Annotated in this window: 18 protein-coding genes; 2 read left to right on the forward strand and 16 right to left on the reverse strand. The window is 65.8% G+C overall.

What is annotated here, in order from left to right:
* Window positions 1-44: 44 nt before the first annotated feature.
* Window positions 45-1448, forward strand: coding sequence for a flagellar protein export ATPase FliI (fliI, locus tag A8950_RS04405; RefSeq protein WP_133612374.1), 1404 nt, complete (start codon window positions 45-47; stop codon window positions 1446-1448).
* A complete protein-coding gene (locus A8950_RS04410; protein WP_133612375.1) occupies window positions 1445-1873 on the forward strand; it encodes a hypothetical protein in 429 nt (142 codons plus the stop codon). The genes fliI and A8950_RS04410 overlap by 4 nt, the downstream gene beginning before the upstream one ends.
* A gap of 34 nt (window positions 1874-1907) precedes the next feature.
* On the opposite strand, the gene A8950_RS04415 is transcribed toward A8950_RS04410, so the two are convergent.
* From A8950_RS04415 to A8950_RS04490, 16 genes are all read right to left on the reverse strand, one after another.
* Complete coding sequence (locus tag A8950_RS04415) at window positions 1908-4040, reverse strand: hypothetical protein (RefSeq protein WP_133612376.1); 2133 nt, start codon at window positions 4038-4040, stop codon at window positions 1908-1910.
* Window positions 4037-4822 (reverse strand): nucleotide-binding protein, encoded by a 786-nt coding sequence (locus A8950_RS04420; protein WP_243735525.1) that lies wholly within the window; start codon window positions 4820-4822, stop codon window positions 4037-4039. The genes A8950_RS04415 and A8950_RS04420 overlap by 4 nt, the downstream gene beginning before the upstream one ends.
* Before the next feature lie 29 nt (window positions 4823-4851).
* Window positions 4852-5841 (reverse strand): flagellar biosynthesis protein FlhF, encoded by a 990-nt coding sequence (locus A8950_RS04425; protein WP_133612378.1) that lies wholly within the window; start codon window positions 5839-5841, stop codon window positions 4852-4854.
* 16 nt (window positions 5842-5857) lie between these two features.
* Window positions 5858-7978: a flagellar biosynthesis protein FlhA gene (gene flhA / locus A8950_RS04430; RefSeq protein ID WP_133612379.1), complete on the reverse strand. Its 2121-nt coding sequence runs from the start codon at window positions 7976-7978 to the stop codon at window positions 5858-5860.
* 65 nt (window positions 7979-8043) lie between these two features.
* Window positions 8044-9432: a sigma-54-dependent transcriptional regulator FlbD gene (gene flbD / locus A8950_RS04435; RefSeq protein WP_133612380.1), complete on the reverse strand. Its 1389-nt coding sequence runs from the start codon at window positions 9430-9432 to the stop codon at window positions 8044-8046.
* 19 nt (window positions 9433-9451) lie between these two features.
* Entirely contained in the window at window positions 9452-10303 is an 852-nt protein-coding gene (locus A8950_RS04440) for a motility protein A (protein ID WP_133612381.1), read from the reverse strand.
* 28 nt (window positions 10304-10331) lie between these two features.
* Window positions 10332-10667 carry a flagellar motor switch protein FliN gene (gene fliN / locus A8950_RS04445; RefSeq protein WP_133612696.1) on the reverse strand — a complete coding sequence of 112 codons (336 nt, stop codon included), beginning with the start codon at window positions 10665-10667 and terminating at the stop codon, window positions 10332-10334.
* Entirely contained in the window at window positions 10667-11500 is an 834-nt protein-coding gene (locus tag A8950_RS04450; RefSeq protein ID WP_166644993.1) for a FliH/SctL family protein, read from the reverse strand. The genes fliN and A8950_RS04450 overlap by 1 nt, the downstream gene beginning before the upstream one ends.
* Before the next feature lie 39 nt (window positions 11501-11539).
* Window positions 11540-12556, reverse strand: coding sequence for a flagellar motor switch protein FliG (gene fliG / locus A8950_RS04455; protein ID WP_133612383.1), 1017 nt, complete (start codon window positions 12554-12556; stop codon window positions 11540-11542).
* 1 nt (window position 12557) lies between these two features.
* The gene (fliF, locus tag A8950_RS04460; protein ID WP_133612384.1) at window positions 12558-14237 is read right to left on the reverse strand and encodes a flagellar basal-body MS-ring/collar protein FliF; all 1680 of its coding nucleotides are present in this window, start codon (window positions 14235-14237) and stop codon (window positions 12558-12560) included.
* A 278-nt stretch (window positions 14238-14515) separates the two neighbouring features.
* The gene (sciP, locus tag A8950_RS04465) at window positions 14516-14887 is read right to left on the reverse strand and encodes a CtrA inhibitor SciP (RefSeq protein ID WP_456073073.1); all 372 of its coding nucleotides are present in this window, start codon (window positions 14885-14887) and stop codon (window positions 14516-14518) included.
* 145 nt (window positions 14888-15032) lie between these two features.
* On the reverse strand, window positions 15033-15734 hold the full coding sequence (locus A8950_RS04470) for a flagellar hook assembly protein FlgD (protein WP_133612385.1): 702 nt from the start codon (window positions 15732-15734) through the stop codon (window positions 15033-15035).
* A 43-nt stretch (window positions 15735-15777) separates the two neighbouring features.
* Complete coding sequence (locus A8950_RS04475) at window positions 15778-17514, reverse strand: flagellar hook-length control protein FliK (protein WP_166644994.1); 1737 nt, start codon at window positions 17512-17514, stop codon at window positions 15778-15780.
* A gap of 17 nt (window positions 17515-17531) precedes the next feature.
* A complete protein-coding gene (locus A8950_RS04480) occupies window positions 17532-20075 on the reverse strand; it encodes a hypothetical protein (RefSeq protein WP_133612387.1) in 2544 nt (847 codons plus the stop codon).
* Between the two features lie 15 nt (window positions 20076-20090).
* On the reverse strand, window positions 20091-21806 hold the full coding sequence (locus A8950_RS04485; RefSeq protein WP_133612388.1) for a flagellar hook-associated protein FlgK: 1716 nt from the start codon (window positions 21804-21806) through the stop codon (window positions 20091-20093).
* Between the two features lie 28 nt (window positions 21807-21834).
* Window positions 21835-24108, reverse strand: a complete 2274-nt coding sequence (locus tag A8950_RS04490; RefSeq protein WP_133612389.1) for a flagellar hook-basal body complex protein — start codon at window positions 24106-24108, stop codon at window positions 21835-21837.
* Window positions 24109-24119: the final 11 nt, after the last annotated feature.

Below are 24119 nucleotides of genomic sequence, written 5' to 3' on the forward strand. Positions count from 1 at the left end.
AGCGCAACGGAACCGGCAAAGAGGGTCATGCGGATTTGAGCGGAATGATACAGGGCCTGGAGCCGTTCTTCCACGAACTGGACCGCATCCCCGATATCGGCATGCACGGTCGGGTCGCCGCCGTGGTCGGCATGCTGGTCGAGATCGTCGGAATTGAGGGTGCGCTGGCGATCGGCGCGCGCTGTGCCCTGGTCGACCGCAATCAGCGCCGCGTCCCCTGCGAGGTCGTCGGCTTTCGCGAAGGCCGCGCGTTGGCCATGACCTATGGTTCGCTGGAGGGTGTCGGCCTCGGCTCGAAGGTGGTCCTGGTCGACAGCGAGCCGGTGGTGCGGCCATCCCGCGCCTGGCTTGGCCGGGTGATCAACGCTTTCGGGGAGCCGATCGACGGCAAGGGACCGTTGCCGAGTGGCGCCGAACCGTGCCGCATCCGCAACCAGCCGCCGCCAGCCCATGCCCGCGCCCGCGTCGGCGCCAAGATCGACCTCGGCATCCGCTCGATCAACGCCTTTGCCAGCGTCTGCCGCGGCCAGCGCCTCGGCATCTTTGCCGCGTCGGGCATCGGCAAGTCGGTCCTCATGTCGATGATGGCGCGCTATGCCTCGCTCGACGTCAACGTCATCGGCCTGATCGGTGAGCGCGGCCGCGAGGTGCAGGAATTCATCGAGGATGAACTGGGCCCCGAGGGTCTCGCACGCTCCGTCGTCGTGGTGGCCACATCGGACGAATCGCCGCTGCTGCGCCGCCAGGCTGCCCAGGTGACCATGGCACTCGCCGAGTTCTTCCGCGACGAGGGGCTGCACGTGCTGTGCCTGATGGATTCGGTCACGCGCTTTGCCATGGCGATGCGCGAGATCGGCCTTTCCGTCGGCGAACCGCCGGCCTCGAAGGGCTATACGCCGTCGGTCTTCGCCGAATTGCCGCGCCTGCTGGAGCGCGCCGGCCCCGGCGTCGCTGGCTCGGGATCGATCACCGGCCTCTTTACCGTGCTGGTCGAGGGCGACGATCACAACGAACCCATCGCCGATGCCTGCCGCGGCATCCTCGACGGCCATATCGTGCTCGAACGTTCGATCGCCGAGCGCGGCCGCTATCCGGCGGTCAACATCCTGCGCTCGCTCTCGCGTACCATGCCGGGCTGCAATACCGACTACGAGAACCGGGTCGTGCGCGAGGCGCGGCGGCACATGTCAGTCTATGACGACATGGCCGAACTGATCCGTCTCGGCGCCTATCGGCGCGGCACCGATCCGGCGGTGGACCAGGCGATCCAGCTTTACCCGCAGATCGAGGCATTCCTCGCCCAGGGCCGCGACGAGAAGGCGGATCTTGAACTCGGCTATCTGCAGCTGGCCGCCATTCTCGGCATCGGTCCGGAGGAACCGGCGGCGCCACAGCCGGCCGCCATGGCGCCGCCTTCGGCAACGGACGAAGGTGATACAGCGGCATGAGCGGACTTGACCAGCTCCTGCGCCTGCAGAAATGGAACCTCGACGAGAAACGCCGCCAGGCGGCGGATCTCGAGGGGCTGATCCAGCGCCTGCAGGGCGACGTCGCGCGGCTCGACGCCGAAGTGGCGCGCGAGATCGAGGCGGCGCGCAACGATCTGCAGGCGGCTCGGGTGCTGCCGCCCTATCGCGCGGTGATGGCGAGCCGGCGCGAGCGGCTGGAGCAATCGATCGCCGACGTCACCATCGAGCTCGACCGGGTTCGCGAGGAGATTGCGGAAACCTTCTCCGACATCAAGAAGACGGAACAGGCAATCCAGCTTCGCCAGGAGCGGCGGCGCCAGGAACTGGCGAGGCGCGAGCAGATCGTGGCCGACGAGATGGGGCTGGAACAGCACCGGCGCAACCGCGGCAAGATGGACAGCTGACCCAGCAGCTCGATCCACCCGGTCCTTCCCGAGGTCAGATCGTCACCTCGTCGCGCGCCTGCTTCAGTTCCTCCAGCGGGGCCACCGGGAACTCATCGACCGTCTGGAAGGCGATGGCGCCGGCAAAGCCGGTGAGGCCGCGCGCCTCCTCGTAGATCGCCTCGATATCGCGGCGCATGCGCTCGTCGAGGCGCTGCTGGCTGCGCACCATCAGGTCGAACCGGTTCCGGCGCATGAGACCGTCCAGCTGGAACGCACCCAGCCGACTGAAACTGGCCTCCACTACGAAACGCGTGCCGCCATCGCCATCCTCGCCGCCCACGCCGCGCCTGCCGTGGCGTCGATAGAACAGATTGATCCTTTGCACGCGCTGCTGGTCGTCGAGATAGGGCAGAAAGAAAGCGCGCCATTCTCCTTCCGGCCGGTCCTGGGCAAGGGCGGCCAGTTGCTGGAACTCGCCGCGCAGGCGGCCGACCAGTTCCTCGCGCTCGGCGCCAAGGCCGCGTGCCGCGAAGAGCGGCCCAAGCAGCCGCCCGATATCGCCGCTGCGCAGGGCAGCCATCGCCGCGACCATGCCGGCGCCCAGCCTGGCGCCGATCTGCGGCAGGCTGGCCATTACCTCGCGCATGACGGCGGGGTCGACGCCCGGTTTGCCGGCGGCATGCGGGGCGCTGCCCTGCAGGATGGCGATGAGGTCGGCTAGCGTGGGCCAGCTGCGCGACAGCGACAGCAAGGCCTGCTGCGGTGTCTGCACCACCGGCAGTGCTGCCGCGGCGGCGGTCGGCGGCGGTGCCTCGACGACGTCAATTGCCAGCGCGAGCTGGGCGCCGACCGGCAGGCTGCTGCGCTGCTGCAGCATGATGGTTCCGACCGGGGTGTTGATGATGGCATGGCCCGCCGGGGTGAGCGCGATGACCCGGCCATAGACAATCGGCGCCTCGCCTGCCGCGCCTCGGCCCTGCTGTGCCGTGCCGATTGCGGGATCGATCTGGATCGGGTGCTGGTCGCCGATCCGCACCGCGAGGACCCGCAATTGCAGCTCCGCAGATGCGGGCAGGGCGGGTGGTGTCGCCGGTGCCAACTGCCCTGACTGGATGGCTGGTGCTTGCGTGCCGGCGAACAGCGCCAGGATGCGCTGCTGCATTTCCCCCGGCAGCAGGCTGGCGGCAGGAGCTGGATTGCCGGCAGGCGACGCTGCCGGCGTTGCCGGTGGTGCCAATGGTATTTGTCCCGCTGGCGGCGCCTGTCCCACTTGCGGCGCCTGTCCCACTTGCGGTGCCTGTCCCGCTTGCGGTGCCTGTCCGGGTTGGGGCGTTTGCGGAACCGGCGCGGCGCCGGCCGGCGGCTGCCAAGCCGCGGCTGGACCGGTCGATAGGGGAGGCGTTGCTGCCGCATTCGCCTGAGCCCCTGGCGCCGGTGCCGCGGCACCGCCTGGCAGTACGATGACCTGGCCGTTCGGCAACTGGATGCGGAGCGGCGAAGCAGCCTCGCCGGCGGCGGTGCCCGGCACAGCCGGGGTCAGGGCGCCGGGATGGAGGACAATGGCCGCGTGGCTCGCGCCGACCACCTGGATGATCGGTGCCTGGCTGGACGGTGGCGGAACAGCCGGACCTCCACTAACACCGCCAGCCGTACCAGTACCGCTGCCCGGTGGCGGGGTGCTCGGCGCCCCGGCCGCCGGCTGTCCCGGCGCATTGCTGCTGCCGGGTGACGGCGGCTGCGGGGTAGGCGCGGTTGGATTGGCGGCGCCCGCCCTGGGGGGTGATGCGGGCTCGGCTGGGCCGGCGGGAATGCCGGCGGGTGGCTGCCCATGACTGCTTTGCGCCGGCGGCGTTCCAGGTTGGGGTTGCGCCCCGGGGCCGCGTCCTGCGTCGCTGGCCAGGATCAGCACCTGCAGGCGGTCGCCGGTCGGCCGTACCTCCAGCGTCACATGGGTGCCGGGCGGCAGTGGCGCATTGCTGGCGACGCGCACGGTTCCCTTGTCGGTGGCGATGTTCACCTGGCCGTCGGCTTCGCGCCCCAGGACGACGCCCTTGATGATGGTGCCGGGGTCAAGTTGCTGGAAACTGCGCGGCGGGTCGGGAATGGTGCCGGTGATGCTGATCGGCGCCACCGGTCCGGTGCGGCCGAGGAAGCGGCCGCCCAGCGGATTGAGGAAGTCGCTCATGTCCCCGTCGAGCTTGCGGCACTGCTGGATTCCGCGATCAGCAGGGCGGCAAGGGCTTCGATATCGGCGGCGGCGATGCTGGCGGGGTGCCGGGTCAACAGGGGCACCTGAGCGCGGATCGCATCCTTCACCTTGGCATCGCGCCGGATGATACCGAACAGGGCCGGGCTGAATTTCAGGAAGGAGCGGCAGGCCTTGGCCAGGGTTTCAAAGGTATGGCGGCCCTGGGCCACGTCCTGGGCCGAATTGACCACGATGCCGATGCGGCCCGTGGCGCCGTCGGCGCGGAGCATCTTGATGAAAGCATAGGCGTCGGTCAGGGTTGTCGGCTCGTCGTTGGCGACGATGATGACGGTGGCGGCAAGTGCCGCCAGTTGCCGCGCCGGCCGGTCGATGCCGGCACCGATATCGATCACCAACCGCTGATGCGCCGCAGATAGTTCCCGCAATCCGGCGACGAGGTGCGCGAGGCGCGCCGGCGGCATGTGGGCGAGGCCGCCGGAACCGGAACGTCCGGCGATCACCGAGAACCCGGCACCGGAAGGCGTTACCGCCCGGGACAACGGCAGGTCGCGTTCCAGCACGGCACCGAGGTCGAGGGCCGGCGTCAGCCCCAGCTGGATGTCGACATTGGCCAGACCGAGATCGCCGTCGAACAGCAGCACCTCCTCGCCCTGCTGCGACAGAGCCTGGGCGAGCGAGATGGCAAGCCAGGTCTTGCCGACGCCGCCCTTGCCGGAGGCAATCGCGATGGCATTCGGAAGTGGCGCGGTCTCGGTCATGTTCTCTCGCCCAATCTGCTTTTGCCCGATCATCTGCCCGTGGCGCGGGATACGGCACCGGTCGTCCGGTCCCCGGATGCGCCGCCCCCGGCTTGTACCGGCCGCAACAGCATGTCCGCCAGCCGCTCGGCCGTGACGCTTTCCAGCCCGGTCGCAATTTCCGGCGACACGCCGAATTCGGCCAGCCGCAACTTCCCCGCGTCGCACGCAGACAGAATACCACCCAGGCGTCGGGCGGCGTCAATCCGCGTCGGCACCAGGCGCTCGACACCGGCTTCGGCATAGAGTTGCGCCAGTTCGGCGGATTCGACCACGCAGCCGCCAGCGGCCATGACCAGCACCATCTCGGCGTCGACATAGGCCGCCAGTTCCGCCAATTGGTCGAGGTCGCCTGTCTCCAGCGGGTTGCTGCCGACCGTGTCGATCAGCACGAGGGATCCCGCCGGGGCGAGCGCGACCGCCCGGCGCAGCATGTCGGCATCCTTGGCGCGATAGGCCGGCACCTGCAGCGCCTTGGCATAGGTGCCGAGCTGTTCGACCGCACCGGCCTTGACGAGATCGCACGTCACTGCAACGGCCTGCCATTCCTTCATGCGCGCGCGCGCCAGCAGCTTGGCAAGCGTTGCCGTCTTGCCGGCACCGGGCAGGCCGACCAGCATCAGTGGCCGCTCCGGCTGCCGCTCGACCACCGGCTGGCCGGGGAAGCGAATGCGCAGGGCTCCGGCGAGCGCCTGGCGGGGCGATTCCAGCAGGAAGCCGCTCGACAGCTGGGTCAGGCGCTCGGCGAGGCCGGCCGGAACACGGTGAAACTCCAGCGCCCGGGCGATAAGTTCCAGCGGATCTGCAGTCGCGGCGGTCGGCGGGTCGGTCAGGATCGCGTCACGGTCAAGTGCTGCCGTGATCTTGACGGCCTGTCCCACCTGCTCGGTGTTGAGGATGACGGCATCCGGCCCCAGCTCGGCTTTCACCAGAGCCATCGCCTCGGCCATCGTTGGCGCGCTGAAATTGCGCAGGCGCATCTTCCGTTACCTGCCGTCAGATCTGGCCCAGCGTGCGAATCTTCGCCTTGGGATGGATCTCGTTCTGTGACATGACCGTGGTAGACGGCCGGAACCGTTCGACGATCGAACGGACGAAGGGTCGGATGCCGGGACTGGTCAGCAGGACCGGACTCTCGCCCATGATGGCAAAGCGCTCGAAATTCTGGCGGACGTTCTGGATGAACTGCTGCAAATCCGTGGGCGCCATGACCAGCTGCCGGTCTTCGCCCTCGCCGCGGATCGCATTGGCGAAGGCGTTCTCCCATTCTGGCGACAGGGTGATGAGGGGGACGACGCCGTTGGCGTCGCTGGCCGCATCCGAAATCTGCCGCGCCAGACGCGCCCGCACATGTTCGACGATCGCATTGACATTGCGCGAATAGCCCGTCGCCTCGGCGATGCCTTCCAAAATGTTGGCAAGGTCGCGGATCGAGACACGTTCGGACAGCAGCGCCTGCAACACGCGCTGCACGCCGCCTACCGAAATCTGCCCGGGAATGAGGTCGCCGACCAGCTTCTGGTGCTCCTTCGGCAACTCGTCCAGCAGTTTCTGGGTTTCGGCGTGAGACAGCAGCTCGGCCATGTTGTCCTTGACGATCTCGGTCAGATGCGTGGTGATGACCGTCGACGGGTCGACCACGGTATAGCCGCGGAACAGCGCCTCTTCGCGCGCACTGGGATCGACCCACATGGCCGGCAGGCCGAAGGTCGGTTCGGTCGTTTCCTCGCCCGCCATGTTGATCTTGTCGCCGCGCGGGTCCATCACCAGGATCATGTTGGGCCGGAGGTCGCCGCGGCCGGATTCGATCTCCTTGATGCGGATGATGTAGGAATTGGCATTGATCTGCAGGTTGTCCTGGATGCGGACGGCCGGCAGGATGAAGCCCATCTCGCCGGCCAGCTGGCGGCGCAGGGCCTTCACCTGGTCGGTGAGGCGATGCCCGCGCTCGGTATTGATCAGCCCCAGCAGGCCATAGCCGAGTTCCAGGCGGATTGCATCCAGCTGCAGGGCGGTCGAGATCGGCTCCTCGGCCACCGGTGCCTGCACCTGCTGGGCCGCCTCCTCCTGCACGGCGACTGCCTCGATCTTTTTCTGGTGCCGCATGACCAGCCAGGCCATGCCGCCAGTGATCAGCGCGAGGCCGAAGAAAGGCAGGGCTGGAATGCCCGGCATCACCGCCAGCACCATCATCAGGAAGGCGGCAAGACCGAGTGCAGAAGGATAGCCGGCCAACTGGCGGAACAGCGCCTTGTCGGTCGACCCGGCGACGCCCGCCTTGGTCACCAGCATGCCGGCAGCAGTCGAGACGATCAGGGCCGGAATCTGCGAAACCAGGCCGTCGCCGACGGTCAGGAGGGTATAGGTCTGGGCGGCATCCGCCATCGACAGATCCTGCTGCGCCACGCCGATGATGATGCCGCCGATGACATTGATGAAGACGATGATGAGGCCGGCAATGGCATCGCCACGCACGAATTTGGCGGCACCGTCCATCGAGCCGAAGAAGTTGCTCTCGTCCTCCAGCGTCTTGCGACGCGCCTTCGCCTCCTTCTCGTCGATCAGCCCGGCCGAAAGATCGGCGTCGACCGCCATCTGCTTGCCCGGCATGGCGTCCAGGCTGAACCGGGCCGAGACCTCGGCGATGCGACCCGAACCCTTGGTGATGACCACGAAATTGACCAGGACCAGGATGGCAAAGACGATGATGCCGATGACATAGTTGCCACCCATGATGAAGCCGCCGAAGGCCTCGATTACATGGCCCGCCGCGTCGGTTCCCTCGTGGCCGTAGGTCAGGATGAGGCGCGTCGAGGCCAGATTGAGCGCCAGGCGCAGCATCGTGACGATCAGCAGCAGGGTCGGAAAGCTGGACAGGTCGAGCGGCTTCTCGATGAACAGCACCACCATCAGGATCAGTACGGAGACCGTAATCGAGAAGGCGAGCGAGATGTCCAGCAGCCAGGCCGGCATCGGGAAGATGAGCACCGTGAGAACCGCGACCAGGCCGAGGGCCAGCGCGATTTCGCCGCGGCGCAGGAACTTGGTGTTGCGGTCGAGTGAACCCAGCAGTGTGCCGCCGGCACTCCCGGTCGCGTTGCCTGTGGCGTCGCTCATCGCACCGTCACCATGATGCAACCGGACTCACTCATCTCGCCCCCCGATCAAGATCTGTCGCGATGTCAGTAGCCGGCCGGCTCGCCTTCGCCGTGCGCCGCGGGAACGGCCACACCTTCCTCGCTGTACTGCTTGAGCTTGTTGCGCAGGGTCCGGATGGAGATGCCGAGGATGTTGGCGGCATGGGTCCGGTTGCCGAGACAATGGCTGAGCGTATCGATGATGAGATCGCGCTCGACCGCGGCGACGGTGCGGCCGACCAGGCCGGCGGTTCCGGCTGCGGCCACCGCCGCCGCCTTGGCAACGGCACTCTCGGCGGCGGTCGGCGCCGGTGTTGCACCGACGGGCAACCCGCGGCCGCCGGTCAGCAGGATGGCTTCCGGCCCGATCACCGGGCCCTGCGTCAGCAGGACCGCGCGATGCATGGTGTTTTCCAGTTCGCGCACATTGCCGCGCCATTCGTGTGCGCGCAGCATGTCTAGCACCTCGGGCGAGATGCCGCTGAAGGCAACGCCGTTGGCGGCGGCATACTTCTTGGCGAAATGCTCGGCCAGAAGCGCAATGTCACCCGGCCGCTCGCGCAGCGGCGGCAGTTCCAGCGACATGACATTGAGCCGGAAGTAGAGATCCTCGCGGAAGGTGCCCTTGCGCACCTCCTCCTGCATGTCGCGGTTCGAGGTGGCGATCAGGCGAATGTCGACCTTGACCGGCTGCGAGCCGCCGACCCGGTCGATGACCCGCTCCTGAATCGCACGCAGCAGTTTGGCCTGCAGCCTCGGGTGCATTTCGCTGATCTCGTCGAGCAGCAGCGTACCGCCATTGGCTTCCTCGAACTTGCCGATGCGCCGGGCGATGGCGCCGGTGAAGGCGCCCTTTTCATGGCCGAACAGCTCGGATTCCAGAAGGTTTTCCGGGATCGCCGCGCAATTCACGGAAATGAACGCCTTGGCGCTGCGCTTGGAATGGGTGTGGATGTAGCGCGCCATGACCTCCTTGCCGGTGCCGCTCTCGCCGGTGATGAGGATGCTGGCGTCGGAGGGCGCCACCTGGTCGGCCAGCTTGATTGTTGCCAGCATGCGTGGATCGCTGAAGATGAAGGCGGCGCTTTCCTCGGTAACGGCGGCAAGGACAGCGGCGATCAGTTCGGCGTCGGGCGGCAGCGGGATGTATTCCTTGGCGCCAGCCTTGATCGCCCGCACGGCGATCTCGGCGGAGGTGCCGATGCCGCAGGCGACCACCGGTATGTTGATCCGCTCGCGCTTCAGGCTGTCGATCATCTGCTGGATGTCCAGATTGACATCGAACATGATGAGTTCGGCGCCCTGGCCGTTGCGCAGCGCCGCCATCGCCTGATCGACGTCGTGAACATGGGCGACCTTGGCGCCGCGGCTGAGCGCGATCTTGCCGGCCGCCGTGATGTGGCCGTCCAAGGATCCGACAATGAGAAGGCGCATCGCAGTAACTCCCGTTCCGTCAGTCGAAATAGCGCACGCGCTGGTTGGCCGGCAAAATCGTGTTGAGGACCAGTTCCAGGCGTCGCGGGTTCTCCTGGCGACCGATCGACAGGGCGCCCAGGATAAAGATCTGGTTGTTCATGAGTTCGATCGCCGAATTGCGCTCCAGCTTGCTGGCGATCGGCAGGAAGAAGACGTTGGCCATTACCGCGCCGTAGAATGTGGTCAGCAGGGCCACCGCCATGGCCGGGCCGATCGCATCCGGCCGGTCGAGGGCGCCCAGCATCTGTACCAGGCCAACCAGCGTGCCAATAAGGCCCATGGCCGGAGAAACTTCGGCGGCGCGCCGCAGGATGCCGGTCGAGCGCTGATGCCGCTGCGACATGGCCTGGGTCTCGAACGAAAGATTGCGCTCGATCTCCTCCAGCGGCATGCCGTCGACCAGCATGGTCATGGCACGCTGCAGATAGGGCTCGTTGCGCAGGCCGGCAAACTCGCTCTGCATGGCGAGGAGGCCACGGCGGCGCGCGCGCTCGGCCAGCTGCAGCACCTTCATGGCGGCCTCGTGGGGCGACTGACCGCGGTGGAACAGTGTGCGCCACATGATCGGTTGCGCCTGGACCACTTCGGACCAGGAATAGGACACGGTGGTAATCGCGAACGTGCCGAGGATGACCATCAGGATGGACGGAAGGTCGATGAACGCGGTCCAGTTGCCGCCCAGCCAGATCGCGATGGATATGAGCAAGACGGCGCCGACCAGGCCTAGCACCGTCGCCAGGTCGAATCCCTTCTGCTGCGGCTCCAGCCGCACCGGCGCATCGCTGCGCGCGGTAAAGTTCTGGATCGGCTCGTTGGCGGTGTCGGACATCGTGGCGCTCCGGTTCGGGGGCTGGCTGCTAGCCGCGGTCCGACTTGATGATCTCGGTCATGGTGACGCCCAGCCGGTCCTCCACGACGACTACCTCGCCGCGCGCCACCAGCCGGTTGTTGACATAGATGTCGACCGCTTCGCCGACCTTGCGGTCGAGTTCGACCACGGCACCGCGACCCAGCTTCAGCAACTGGCTGACCTGCATGGTGGCGCGGCCGAGAACGGCCGAGACCTGGACCGGCACGTCATAGACGGCATCCAGCTCCTTGGTGTTGACCGGCGTCCGGGCCGCCTCGGCCAGATCGCCGCCGGCATTCTGTTCCTCGAATTCCTGCAGCTGCAGGTTCTCTTCGTCGCCCATCATTCGCTCCTCATCGCTTCGGCGTCGCTCGCTGCGGCGAGATTGCCTGCCGGTTCAACTTCATCGGTTCGTGACGCCGGGGCCGCCGCCGCCTCGGGTGGTGGCGATGGCGCTACGCCCTGCAGACTGAGGCACCGATCCAGGGCCGCGGCGATCTCGCCCCAGAGCGCATCGGCGTGGCGCTCCAGCCCGCCATCCGCCCATTCGATAGCGCAATCGGCCGGGCCCAGCCGGTCGTCGGGAATGAGGAACAGGCGACCCTCGAAGGCGGTCTTCGCGCTGAGCGCGGTCAGGCCCGGCTCCAGCAGCGGCACCAGATCCGGCGCCACGCGCGCGACCAGCCGCGCTTCGTGCCGCTGGTCGCGCAGGCACTGCTCCAGCGCCGCCTCGATCTCGGCAATGCCGCCGCGCCGCGAAAACTCCGGCAGCATCTTGCGCAGGATGGCAAGGGCGAGGGCGCTGGCATCGGCCAGGATGGCAGCACGGTCATGTGCCAGGCCGGCCTGCAGGGCAGCGATCTGGCCGGCAATCGATTCCAGTGCGGCGGCGCTGCGTTGTTCCGCTTCTGCGGCGGCGGCGGCGCGGCCCTTGGCCTCGCCGCTGCGCTGGCCCTCGGCTCGGGCCTTGGCGGCCGCGGCCTTCAATTCGGCCTCGCTGAAGGTGGGTTCGGGCGGTGGCGGCGGTTCGACCGGCTCCGGCGGTGCGGCCTGGGCAGCCTCCTTGGCTGACGGCTTGGCCGACGATTTGGCGGCGGCCTCGGCCGGCGCGTCGGGCCGCGCGGACGCCGAGCCGGCTGCGGCGCCGGCGACGGCGTCGAAGTCGTTCTCGAACATGAATTTCCGCACTGTCGCCACGCTGCGCTCCGTCATTGCCTAGTAGATCAGTTCGTCCTCGCCCTTGGCATCCGCCAGGACCAATTCGCCTTTCGCCGCCAGCTCCTTGGCCAGGTTCACCATGGCCATCTGCGCCTCCTCGACATCCTTGAGACGGACCGGTCCCATTGCCGCCATGTCTTCCTTTAGCATCTTCGATGCGCGTTCCGACATATTGGCGAGGAACAGGTCGCGTACTGCTTCCGAGGCACCCTTGAGGGCGATCGGCAGCTTGGTCTTGTCGACGCCGCGCATCAGGGTCTGCACGCCGCCCGGGTCGAGCTTGCCGAGGTCGTCGAAGGTGAACATCAGCGACTTGACCTTCTCGGCGGAATCGCGGTTCCGCTCCTCCAGTGCCGAGATGAAGCGCTGCTCGGTATTGCGGTCGAGATTGTTGAAGATCTCGGCGATGAGTTCGTGCGCGTCGCGGCGCGACGACCGGGCAAGGTTCGAGAGGAACTCGTTGCGCAGGGTGCGCTCGACGTCGTCGATGACCTCCTTCTGGATCGATTCCATGCGCAGCATGCGCATGATGACTTCCATGGCGAAGGCCTCGGGCAGCAGCGCGAGCACGCGGGCGGCGTGATCCGGCTTGACCTTGGAGAGGACCACGGCGACCGTCTGCGGATACTCGTTCTTCAGATAGTTCGCCAGCACGCTCTCGTTCACATTGGAGAGCTTGTCCCACATGGTCCGGCCGGCGGGACCGCGGATTTCCTCCATGATCTGGTCGACCTTGGACTTGTCCAGCACCTTCATCAGCAGGCGTTCGGTGCTCTCGAAGGTGCCGGTCAGCGTGCCGGTCGAGGAAATGCCGTCGGCGAATTCGACGAACAGCCGTTCGACCACGGTCGCTGAAACGGTGCCGAGATTGGCCATGGTCTGCGAGATTTCGCGAATCTCGTCGTCATGCATCAGCGCGAACAGCTTGGAAGCCGATTCCTCGCCCACGGAGAGGAGCAGGAGGGCCGCCTTCTGCGAGCCGGTCAGCGATCTGTAGTCGTCCTTGACGCGCATCTCAGGCTTCCTGGTAGATCCACTGGCGCATGATGTTCACCGCCTGCTCGGGGTGCTGGTCGACCAGTTCCGAGATGCGTTTCAGCGACGAAGCGCGGACGCGGCCCTCGACCTGGTTGATGTCGATCATCTGCTCGATCTCGTTGGCGATATTGGTGATGTCGCCGAGCGTACCGCCATCGGCGCCAGGCAAGGCAGCCAGGTCGGCGCCTCCGGTGCCGGGCAGGGCCAGCGCCGCGGCGGCGCCCGGCGGCAGCGCTGCGCCGCCGGGTCCAGCCAGGGCGAATTGCTCGGGTGCTGCGCCCGGAATGGCGAGCACACGGTTGAGCAGGGGGCGCACCACCAGCAGCAGCACCAGGATAGCGACCAGCGACAGCACGACCAGTTCGGCGATGCGCATCAGGTCGGTCTTGTCGAGGCCCAGGAGGGAAACTTCCTCGGGCAGTTCGGGGGCGACAAACTGCATGTTGATGACCTCGACGACGTCGCCGCGTTCGGCATTGTAGCCGATGGCGGAGCGCACCAGGGTGGCGATCTTGTCGAGTTCTTCCTGCGGAAGCGGGGCATAGGCCTGGTTGCCGTTGGCATCCGCGGTATAGGTGCCGTCGACCAGGATCGCCGCCGAGATCTTGCGCACGTCGCCGCTGTGCTTGACCTCGGTCTGGCTTGTCTTCGAGATCTCGAAATTGACGGTCTCTTCCGTCCGCTGCAGCGTCGAACTGGCCGAGGTTTCCGCACCGGCGGCGGCACCCGGGGGATTGGGCACGTTGTTGGCGACGGTGACGTTGTTCTGCGGTTCGCGCTCCTGGCTCTGCTCGTTTTCCTCGACCGTCTGCGTGGAGCGCACCACCTGGCCTTCAGGGTCATAGGTCTCGGTATTGGTGGTGACCTGGTTGAAGTCCAGTTCGGCGGTCACCTCGGCGCGTACCTTGCCGGGCCCCAGCGTCCGGCTCAGCAATTCCTCGATCGACTGGGTCAGGCGCAATTCGTAGGAGCGGCGCATTTCCTCGGCATTGAGCTGAGTCAGCTCGCCCTCGGCGCCGCCACGGGCCAGCAGGCGACCCTTGTCGTCGATGATCGAGACGGCGCTGGTCTTCATGCCGGGAACCGAGGAGGCGACCAGATGCTGGATCGCGGCGATCTGTTCCTTTTCCAGCGTCCCCTGCAGAGTGACCACCACCGAGGCGGAGGGCTCGGCCCGGTCGCGCGAGAACAATTCCCGCTTCGGCATGACCAGATGGACCCGGGCGCCCTTGACCTGGCGCAGCGCGCGGACGGTGCGCGCCAATTCGCCTTCGAGTGCGCGCATCTGATTGATTTGCTGAACAAAATTCGTGGTGCCGAGGGCGCCGGGACGATCGAATATCTCGTATCCCACGGTACCGCCATTGGGCAGGCCCTCGCCTGCCATGACCAGGCGCAGCTGGCCGACGCGATCGGCCGCGACATAAATCTGCGACCCGTCGCCCTTTACCTCGAAGGGCACCTGCTGCTCCTGCAGTCGCGCCGCGATGGCCGCAGAATCCGTGGAATCGAGGCCACCATAGAGCAGGGACATGCCGGGCGAGGTGAGGCGGGCGCCGATAAAGAAGAAGAAGGCGATGAGGGCCAGCGCAGTCGCCCCCAAGGCGGCCAGACGCAGGGGGCCGAGATTGCGTAAGGTCTCCAGCAATGGATTCACGTTGCCCTCGCTCCTCTAGGCAGTATTTGCCGACTCGGCCGCACGAATTCGACTAAAATTTTATATACTAAAATTTTCGACGAATTGCTTATGTTCGGGCAAAACTCCCCGGAAAGGCGGCGGGCCGACGGGGGGAAGTCTAGGGGCGAGGCTTTAATGAGAGGTTAATGGGCGGAAGTTTTTGCCTAGAGGGCTGCAAAAAGTGCCCAGCTAGGTAGCTGATATGGTTAACAAAATCTACTTATCCACAGCGCGTTAAGGAATATTACCCGAGCCTCTCATGAATGTGGTGACTTTTCGTCCTGTGAACTGCGGTCGATAGACCGATAGTCCTGAATGCGGGTGGTTCTGAGGCCGCGCAGGCCATGCCGGTCGATCGACCGTTGCCAGGACAGGAACTCCTCAACCGAGAGGGAGTAGCGCTGGCAAGCTTCTTCCAAGGAAATTAGTCCTGCACGAACGCCAGCGACGACTTCCGCCTTGCGCCGGATGACCCAGCGTCGTGTGCCGGGCGGCGGCAGATCGTCCAAGCTTTTCGGCAGATCGGCATCTGCGTCGGTAATGTCCGGTCTCTGCGCCATGGCTATCCGCATATTTCCGTCGGCTACCGCGCCCGGTTGCCGATCCATGTCCGCCAATTCATACGCCATGGCCGTTTAACAAAGTCCTAAACTGCATCCGCATTCGCCTCAGTCGAGCAATCATCGCCATGTAAAATAAGGATAAAATGCCGCCCATCGTCGACGGGGATCCGGTTCCGACGTGGCATCTCCATTGGTCCGAGGAATTCCCTCGTCAGGCGGTCTGGCCGGCGCCGCGCATGATCTTCGTCACGTCGGCAAGGGGAATGCGCAGGCTGCCGATGTTGAGGAGGACCTGCCCGTCGAGGATCTCGGCGGCGTCGACTGTGCCATAGGAGGTGATATCGGCGGTGTACGACCTCCCGGCCTGGTCCTCATAGGCGACCGCGACGCGGTATTCGCCGTCCGGCAATTGGTTGCCGAAGTAGTCGGTGCCGTCCCACAGCGCGCGATGGGTGCCGACGGTCTTGTTGGCGTCCATCACCATCACCAACTGGTTGTTGCTGTTATAGATGTTGAGGACCGCCTTGCTGGCATTGGTATCCAGCGTGTAGTCGAAGCGGACCTCGCCGTCGCTCAACATCAGCTTGTCGCTGGCAACGGCAACGTCGCTGCCGATGAAGCTGGCGGCGGCATAGGCATTGGTCGAGGATTGCAGCGAGATGAGCTGGTCCAGCTTGGCGTTCTGCTGGATCATCTGCTCGACCGAGGCGAAGGAGACCAGCTGCTCGGTGAACTGCGCCGTGTCCATGGGAGACAGCGGGTCCTGGTTCTGCAACTGCTTGGTCAGCAGCAGGAGGAAATTGTCATAGGTCTCGGACAGATCGCCGAGGGCATTGCCGCCGCTGGCCTTGGCCGCGGCGGCGTTTTCCGCCCGCAGCTTATCGAGCGTATCGCTGATGCTGGGGATTTCCATCGTCACTCACTCCCAAGTCCAATGCCGGCAAATCCGAACCCGGCTAGATCTGCACGTCCACCATGCCGTCGCCGGTCGCCAGCACATCCGTGCGGCCGGCCAGCGGCGTCGGCTCATCCTCGCCCTCGCCAAGGGCGCCATTGCCACGCGCCGCCTGCTGCCCGCCGTCACTGCCGAATTCCTGGGCAAAGGAGTCACGTTCGCCGCCATGCAGGCTGAAGTTCAAATCGTTCCGGTCCATCTTCAGCCCGGCCTCTTGCAAGGCGCGTTCCAACGCCCTGCTGTCGCGCTGCAGCAAATCCAGCGTCGCCGGGCGCTCCACCGTTACGCTGGCGCGGGCGTTGTTTTCCCGGTCGATCTCGAGCTTCACATGGATGCGGCCCAGTTCCGCCGGTGAGAGCTGGAGCGAGATGCGGCCGCCACCCTCGCGGGCGGCTCGCTGGATGCCAAGCGCCACCTGCTCATGGGCCGGCAGATTCTGCAGGTGCTGGCGCAGATTGGCGACGAAATCCGTCCGCCGCGATGCCGCCCCCTGGGCGAGATGCAGCTGCCAGCCGGGCAGGCCCGATGACTGGCCGAAGGCCGTATCGAAGGACAGGCCCGGCGGCAGGACCGTGCTCGGCGCCTGGCCAGCCGCGAGGGGCGAACCGGCAGGAACATTGGCCGCGCCGGCCGGTGAGCCGCTGGCGCCAATCTGGGCCGCATTGCCGGCGGCGCCCTGGCTGGCGGCGCCCTGGCCGGCGGCCGCACTACGCTGCCGCGCCTCGTGCTGTGCCCCCTGCTGCATTTGGCGAAACATGGCGGCCTGGTCTTCGCTCGGCCTCTGGCCGCGCCTTGAAAGAAGGCCGGCCTGGGCGGCGGCGTCATCCCAGGAATCGACCGGCAAGACTGTCGGTGTCCCGCCCTCGGCCGATGCCATGCGTCCGGCGGATCTTGGCGCCGCGGCGATCTCGCCCGGCGCGGCATCCTCAGCCTGTTGCGAACCCGCCGCATCGCCGTCTTCTGCCGCAACCTCGGTATCGGGCAGCGGTTCCCCGGCAATGTCGCCAGCAAGATCGACCGGCAATCTGCCAGCCAAGCCGGCATCGTCGTCGGCGGCGGCGACTGGTGCCGCAGCTTCGGCAGGGATTGCGGCTGCGGCGGCTGCCGGTGCCGGCGCCGGCGCCGGTGTACCGGGCTGGGATGGCTGCGGCGTCGGCAGCTGCGCTGCCGCCCACTCGCCGCTGTCACCCATGTCGGCACCGGAATCCGCCGCGAACGGATCGCCATCCTCCGCCTGGCCCTCTTCGCCTTCGGGCGGCGTGGTGTCGTCCGCTTCCGTGGCCTCGCCTTCGCTCGCCACGTCGCTGCCGGCTCCGGCCGGCGTTACTTCTTCGTCGGGCTCCGCCGTCTCCGCCGACGCCCGGGTGCCGCGCTCCGTGTCGTCGACGGTGACAGTCCCGTGTGCCGGCGATCTCTCGCCGGAGGCCGGTACCGCGCCGGTCCGCAAATCAGCCCGGGAATCCGCTCCCGGTGCGCATCGCATCACGCCGCAGCTTGCCGGGGCGCCGGCGCCCGGGGTTGCAACGGCAGTACCGGCCAATGTCCCAACCGCGCGGTCGCTTGCCAGATAGGGGTTTGCCCGGCTCGGCGCCACCGGTTGCTGTACCGTGCTGGCCCGCTTGTTCATGATCCCGAACATCAGTTCGGCGAAGCCGCCTCTTTCCGTGCCCGCATTTCCGGAGGCATTGCCGAGGCGCGGTGCCAGGCCGAAGAACTGGCTGATCTTGCTGCTGTCCATCTGTTCGATCGTCTCTCTCATGCCAGGAAGTTGACCAGCGACAGCTGGCTGGTGGTGCCCACGGCGGCGAACACCGCCTGCAGCTGCAGCTGCACACTGGAAAGCTTGGCCGCAACCTCGGCCGCGTCGACCGCCTCGATCTTTGCCGAGCCGTCCTTGGACAGGTTGATGGTCGTCTGGTGCGACAACAAGGTTGCGCCGATGACCGCGTCGTTGACCGTGTTGTCGGCGTGCAGCGCGCGCAATCCCTCGAGTGCTTCTCGGGCGAGACCGCGCGCCACCTCGATCTTGTCCTGGTAATTGTCAAGGTCGTTGATGGCCGATTGCGCGTAGCGCAGGGCCAGCTGCAGCTTCTGGATCGCGGTCTCGTTGGCCGAGAAGGAACTGCGGATGGTCAGTTGGTCGGCGATCGTCACCCGGCTGCGCTGCCAGGCATTGGCGGAATCACCAGGTTCCTGGTGTTCGTTGTAGTCCGGGGCAATCGGATTGGGGACCGTGAAGGGCTTGATCACGTTGAGAGTGGTTTCAAGGACCACGCCCGGGGTGGTGGCGGTGATCGAGAACGAGCCGGAGCCCGTTGCCCCGGCGGTCGCAGTGACTTCCATCGGTGGCGTTGCCGCATTGACCAGCGCGGTCAGATGGATGGCGATGGCATCCATGTCCCGCTCGCTGCCATCGGTGACATAGCGTACCGTGCGGCCGTTCACCGTCAGCTCATAGGCATCACCCTTGCGCCCGACCGGGCCGGAGAGGTCGATCCGGTCGATCTGCGGCAGCGGGCCTGCCGGAATATTGGCGATGGTGGTCGTTGTCGTCGGCGCCGCCGAGACCTGTCCAACATCGGTGGTCAAGGCCGCCGTATAGGTGAACGGCGTTCCCGGCGTGTCCGATGTCAGGGTCAGCTTGCCGCTCTTGATCGAGGCGGTTACCCCGATTGCCGCCGCGTTGATGATGCCGACGAATTTCTGCGCGACCGACAGCTCGTCGTCGACCGACGTCGTGGTCACGGTGAAGGGGCCAGCCACCGGTGCCGTGAACGTGATCTCGTAGATGTCGCCGGCATCGCCGAAGGGGCCGTCGAATTCGACCCTTTCCTCCTGGGCCACGGCGACCACCGTGCGTTGGGCAGTCGTCACCTCGGCAGCGTTCTGGACCGCGGCATGGGCAGTGAAGGCGGTTGCCGAGGAGAGGCGTATCTCGCCATTGCCGGCGAGGCTTGCAGTGACATTGAAGGCCGGCTGGTATTGCGCCAGCTGATTGGCCAGCTTCTGCGCGATCTCGTCCAGGCTCTGCTCGTCGCCGGTGGTGCGATAGCTGAGTGTCACCGGCAGCGGATGCGTTGGCGGATCGGTGACTGTCAGGCTAAAGACCTCGTTGATGATGCCGACCGGACCGGACAGCTGGATGCTGTCGACCTGCGTGGCGCCCAGCGGTACGTTCGGCTGAACCACGTCGACTGTGGCCGGGGTTGGGTCGGTTCCGGTGATGACCGCGCTGAAGGCCGTGCCGGCGACATCCGCGGTGAGGGTGAGGCCAAAGGCGTCGACATCGCTGACCGTGACAACGCCGGTCAGCGGCACGTTGGCATTGATCGCGGTGCGCAGCTGGTCGGCGGTTTCCTGGGCCGTCAACGGACCGTTGAGCGTGAATATCTCGGCGTTGATGGTGAAGGTCTGGGACTGGCCGGCGCCGATGTAATCGGTCGTGATGCGCACCTGCTGGAAGATCGTGCCGGGTGCCAGCTGCTGCAGGGTCGAACTGGCGGCAGCATTGGCGCTGCCGGACGGGTCCGGCAGGCGTCGCAAATCGACCACCGGCAGCCGGTCATTGGCCGTGACGCCGCCGAACAGGAAGCGGTCATTGACCTGCTCGTTGAGCAGCGAGTTGAGATTGGCGAGGGCGCCGTCGACCTGGCCGATGATCGGGGACAGCCGGCTGGCTCGGGTCAATTCCGAGATGATAGTGTTCTCGGCACCGCCGGCGACATTGTTGATCGAGGTCGACACCGAATAGGCGTCGCCGGCGACTCGTCCGGTCAGCTTCAGGCTGATGCCGTCGGCGACCGCCGTGATGCGGGTACCGAAGGCCGCGTTGACCTGGGCGGCGAGGTTCCTGCTCACATCCTCGACGCTGCCCTCGACGCCGGAGGTGACATAGGTGAACAACTGCCCGTCCACGACCAGTCGATAGACGTCGCCGACGTCGCCGAGATCGCCGTCCAGGGTGATGGTATTCAGCTGCGCCTGCGGCGGCTCGGTCATCGGGTCGAGAAGTGCCGTGTTCAGATCCGCGGCGATCTTCTCCATGTCGGTGAAGATCCGGTCATAGGCCTTGATGTCGGTCTGCGTCACCTTGACGGCCTCGATATAGCCCTCGCGCCGCTGGATCTCGGTGCGCAGGCTCAGCAATTGGCTGCCCTGGACGCCGTAATTCACCAGGCTGATCGACTTCTTCTGTGAACTGAGCTGTTGCGTCAGGTCCGCCAGAGAGGTCTGCAGGTTCTTGAACCCGGCGACATTGCTGAGATAGGTGGCGTAGGTGCTGTATGCGTTCACTGTCATGATTTCACCTCGCCACTAGCGAACCGCTGCCTGCAGCGTATCGAACAGCTGCTGCACCACGGTCATCAAACGGGCGGATGCGGCATAGGCGTTCTGCAGCACCTGCAGATTGGCGATTTCCTCGTCCAGATTCACCGCGACATCCGCCTGGTAGCGCTGTTCGGTCTGCGTCACGCTTTCGGCGTTGAATTTGCTCTGGTCCAGGATGAACTTGGCGCCGAGCAGCGAGGTACCTACCATGCCGGTGAAGATGCCCTTGTAGGAAACGCCGGAGAGGGCGATGCCGGCGGCGGTAAAGGTGCGGTCGGTCGCGTTGAGTGCATTTACCACATCGTTGGCGGCGTTCTTCTTGAGCTGCTGGGTGCCGTCGAGAAGGGCCTGGTTGACCTGGAACGTATAGCGGTCCGTGCCGGTGAAGAAGCTGCTGCGCAGTTCCGGCAACTCGCCATTGGCTCGGGACAGGATCGAGAACGGGACGTCGCTGGCATTGGCAACGATCTGCAGCGAGGCGACGCCGTTGATCGCGGTCACGCCCAGCGTGGTATCGGTATTGATCCGGGCGGCGAGGCCCGCCGCGATCTGGTCGAGCGAGGTATCCGTCTCCTGCGCCGTGTAGCTGAAGATCTTGCCGTTGATCTCCACCTCGAAGATGTCACCAGGCCTGAGGTCGCCGGCGAGGAATACGGTCGAGTGCTGGGCCGAAGCCGGGGTTGCCGCGATCGTGGTCTGGAAGGATGCCTCGATGCGCAGCGAACTGCCGGCCCCGTCATAGGCGGCGCTGAAGGTGGTCGATTGGCCGATCGTGGTAGTCATCACCGAGACGACCGCATCGAGCTGCGAGCGCATCTTGCGGATGATCTCGGTCGCCGGGTCGGAACTGGCCGGCAATCCCTTGGCGCTGTTGTCGAGGCGCAGGTCGAGCAGCGCGCGAAGCTTGCCGTCCCGGAACAGCAGGTCGACCGCCTGCGTCGGGTCGTCACTGCGGAAAATGTTGACCCCGTCATAGGTGAAGCGCGAAGGCGGACCGTCGATCAGGCTGAGGCCGGAGGCGGTGAAGACGGCGATGGCGCCGTTTTCGCGCTCGACCGTCCGCACGTCGGCGTATTGCGAGATCTGCCGCACGAGAGCATCGCGCTGGTCGATCAGTTCGGTCTGGCCGGCGCTGCCGCTCTGCGAGGAACGCAGGCGCAGATTGACCTCGAACAGCTTCTCCAGCAGGCCATTGAAGTCCTCGAGCGATCCCTCGATGTCGGTCTTGATGTCGCGGTCGATGGCATCGACCGCGCCGGCAATCCGGGCAACCTCGTCGGCCAGCTGGTCGCCGTACTGTATCACCATCTGCTGGGCGGCATCGGAATCCGGCGACGTCTGCAGGTTCTGCCACGCGGTCAGGAACTGGGTATAGAGCGTGGGCAGGCCGGCCTGGTCGGTACTGGTGCCGAGGACCTGCTGCAACTGCTGCATGTACTTGTTCTGCGCGCTGGTCGTGCCGTCCTTCGCGATCAGGCTTTCCCATTGCTTGCGCAGGCTGTCGTTGACCGCCGAGGCATAGTTGGCGATGGCCACGCCGCCGACCTGGTTTTCGCCGAGATAGATCGATTCCCGCGACAGCGACTTCTTGGTGTAATTGGGGTCGTTGGCACGGGCGATGTTGGCCGACAGGACCTGGATGTTGGCCTGATTGACCCGCAGGCTGGAAATCGCGGCATTGAGGGCGCCGGTCAGTGACATGGCGGTCTGATCCGTCCTCTAAATCAGGTTAACGCTTGATGTTGATGACCTCGGCCAGCATCTCGTCAGCCGTCGTGATGACGCGGGTATTGGCGGCATAGGATCGTTGCGTCACGATCATCTTCGAGAATTCCTCGGCGATGTCGACGTTCGAACCTTCCACCGCACTGGCGCGCAGGCTACCGCCGCCGTTCTCGCCGGCACCGGCAATACGCGCCGAGCCGCTGTCGAAGGTTTCGGTGAAGGCCTGGCCGGTCTCGCGCTTCAGGCTGTTGGGATCATAGAACTGGGCGAGCGGTATCTTGAAGTAGACCCGGGTATTGCCGTTGTCGTAGTTGAGCTCGACATCGCCGTTGTCACGGATAGTCAGGTCCTTGAAGATGCCCTGCGGCAGGCCGTCCTGGGTGAAACGGCGGACGTCGATCGTCTCGCCGCCGAACTGCGTGACGCCGACCGTCGTCTGGAACTGGCCGAGGTTCAGTTCGATGGTCTGCGGGCCGACGCCGTAATCGACCTGGAAGGTGATGATGGCGTCGTCGCCCTGGCTCTGTGCCGTCGGGGTCGTTGCGTTGCCGGTAATGTTGTAGGCGTTGCTGAGGCCGACCAGCATGCCGGCCGCCGTGCCGGTGCCGAACTGCACGTCGATGAAGGCATCCGCCGAGCCGTTGGTGGCGCTTACGGTCGCCGTGAAGGGTGTTCCGGCATCGATCGCCGTCAGCTGGATGGTGCCACCAAGCGCCGTGGCGGTGACGCCAAGGGCGGAATTGGTATTGATAAGGTTGGCGATGCCCTGGGCTACGTCGTTGAGGCTGGTTTCCGTGCCGTTGGAGACGTAGTTGATCGAAAGCGTGCCCACATTGACGGTCCAGGTATCGCCGATTTCGCTGGGTCCGACGGTGCCGGCCAAGGTGACCGTGTCGACCTGGGCGGTCGGCAGTCCATTCGGCGTGGTGTTGGCGCTGGAAGCGCCCAGGAAGTCGGTGTTGGTAACGTTGCCAGAGGTGATCACGGCATCGGTGAAGGCAAAGGCAAAGGTGCCAAGGGGCGCATCGGCATTGATCGAAAGGGTGTCGCCGTCGACGATGGAGGCGGTCACCAGCGGACCGACGGTGACGTCACCATTGATGGCGGCGATCAGCGCATCGCGCGCCTGGGCCGTGGTGTAGCCGGCGAGCGGCGCCGTTATCGTGATCGGGTTGCCGTTGATTGTGATGGTCACGTCGTCGCCGGGATTCATGGCACCCGGGAAGTCGACCACGGTCGTCTGCCCGGAGCCGGTTCCGCCGAGGGTGGCGGTATAGGGCGTGCCTGGATCGTCGGCGGTGACGTCGAAGGTGGTGGCGGTGAGGTTGCCGGCGGTGACCTGGGCGGCCAGGCCGGGATTGCCGTTGATGGCCGAAACCAGGGCCGCCCCCACCTGGGCCTGGGTATAGCCGCCGACCGGTGCGGTGACGGTGACGGAATTAGAGCCGATGGTGAAGGAGAGGGTTTGGCCGAAGGCAAGGCCGTCGGCCGGCATGGTAAAGGTGTCGATCTGGGCGACTGCCGGAACATTGGCCGTGGTGTTGGCGATGGCCATGTTCTGGTCATTGACGCCGACGATGGTACCGGACACCGGGTCCAGCGTGCTGTCAGCGGCGATGATGTCCAGCTGCCAGAGATTGTCGGCGCGCTTCACCCATTCGAGCGAAATGGTGTGCGGATTGCCGAGCGCGTCATAGACCCGGATGTTGGTGGGCGCCAGCGGCGGCTGCGGGTTCACGACGGATGAGGCTGGCAGGTTGCCGACGAATTCGAGTTCCGAGGTCGGTTCGGGCGCATCGATCGTCTGGACGATCTGGATCGGTGCCAGGCTGGCGGTGTCGGGCACGCCGGTATCCTGGTCGACTGCCCAGCCGTTCAGGAAGTAGCCGCCGTTGTTGACCAGATAGCCGTCGCGGTTGACCTCGAAGTCGCCGGCGCGGGTGTAGTACTGGATCTCGTCGAACAGGGTCTGGTTGGCGTTCTGGATCGTCGGCCGGCTGACGATGAAGAAGCCCTGGCCGCTGATCGCCATGTTCGAGATGCTTTGGGTCTGATTGACGTTGCCTTGCAGTGCGTTGGCATAGGAGGGCGAGGCGATGACGCCGCCGGGCTGGTGGAGCGCGGCATTCGACACCGTGATCAGCGTCTCGAAACGGGTGTCGATCTTCTTGTAACCCGTGGTCTGCGAATTGGCGATGTTATCGGAAATATGGCCAAGCGACCGCGACTGCGCGTTGACGCCGCTGACCGCCGTGAACATGGCCCCGAGAATGCTCATCAGATACCTCA

Source organism: Dongia mobilis (genome assembly GCF_004363235.1).
GTDB classification, from domain to species: Bacteria; Pseudomonadota; Alphaproteobacteria; order Dongiales; family Dongiaceae; genus Dongia; species Dongia mobilis.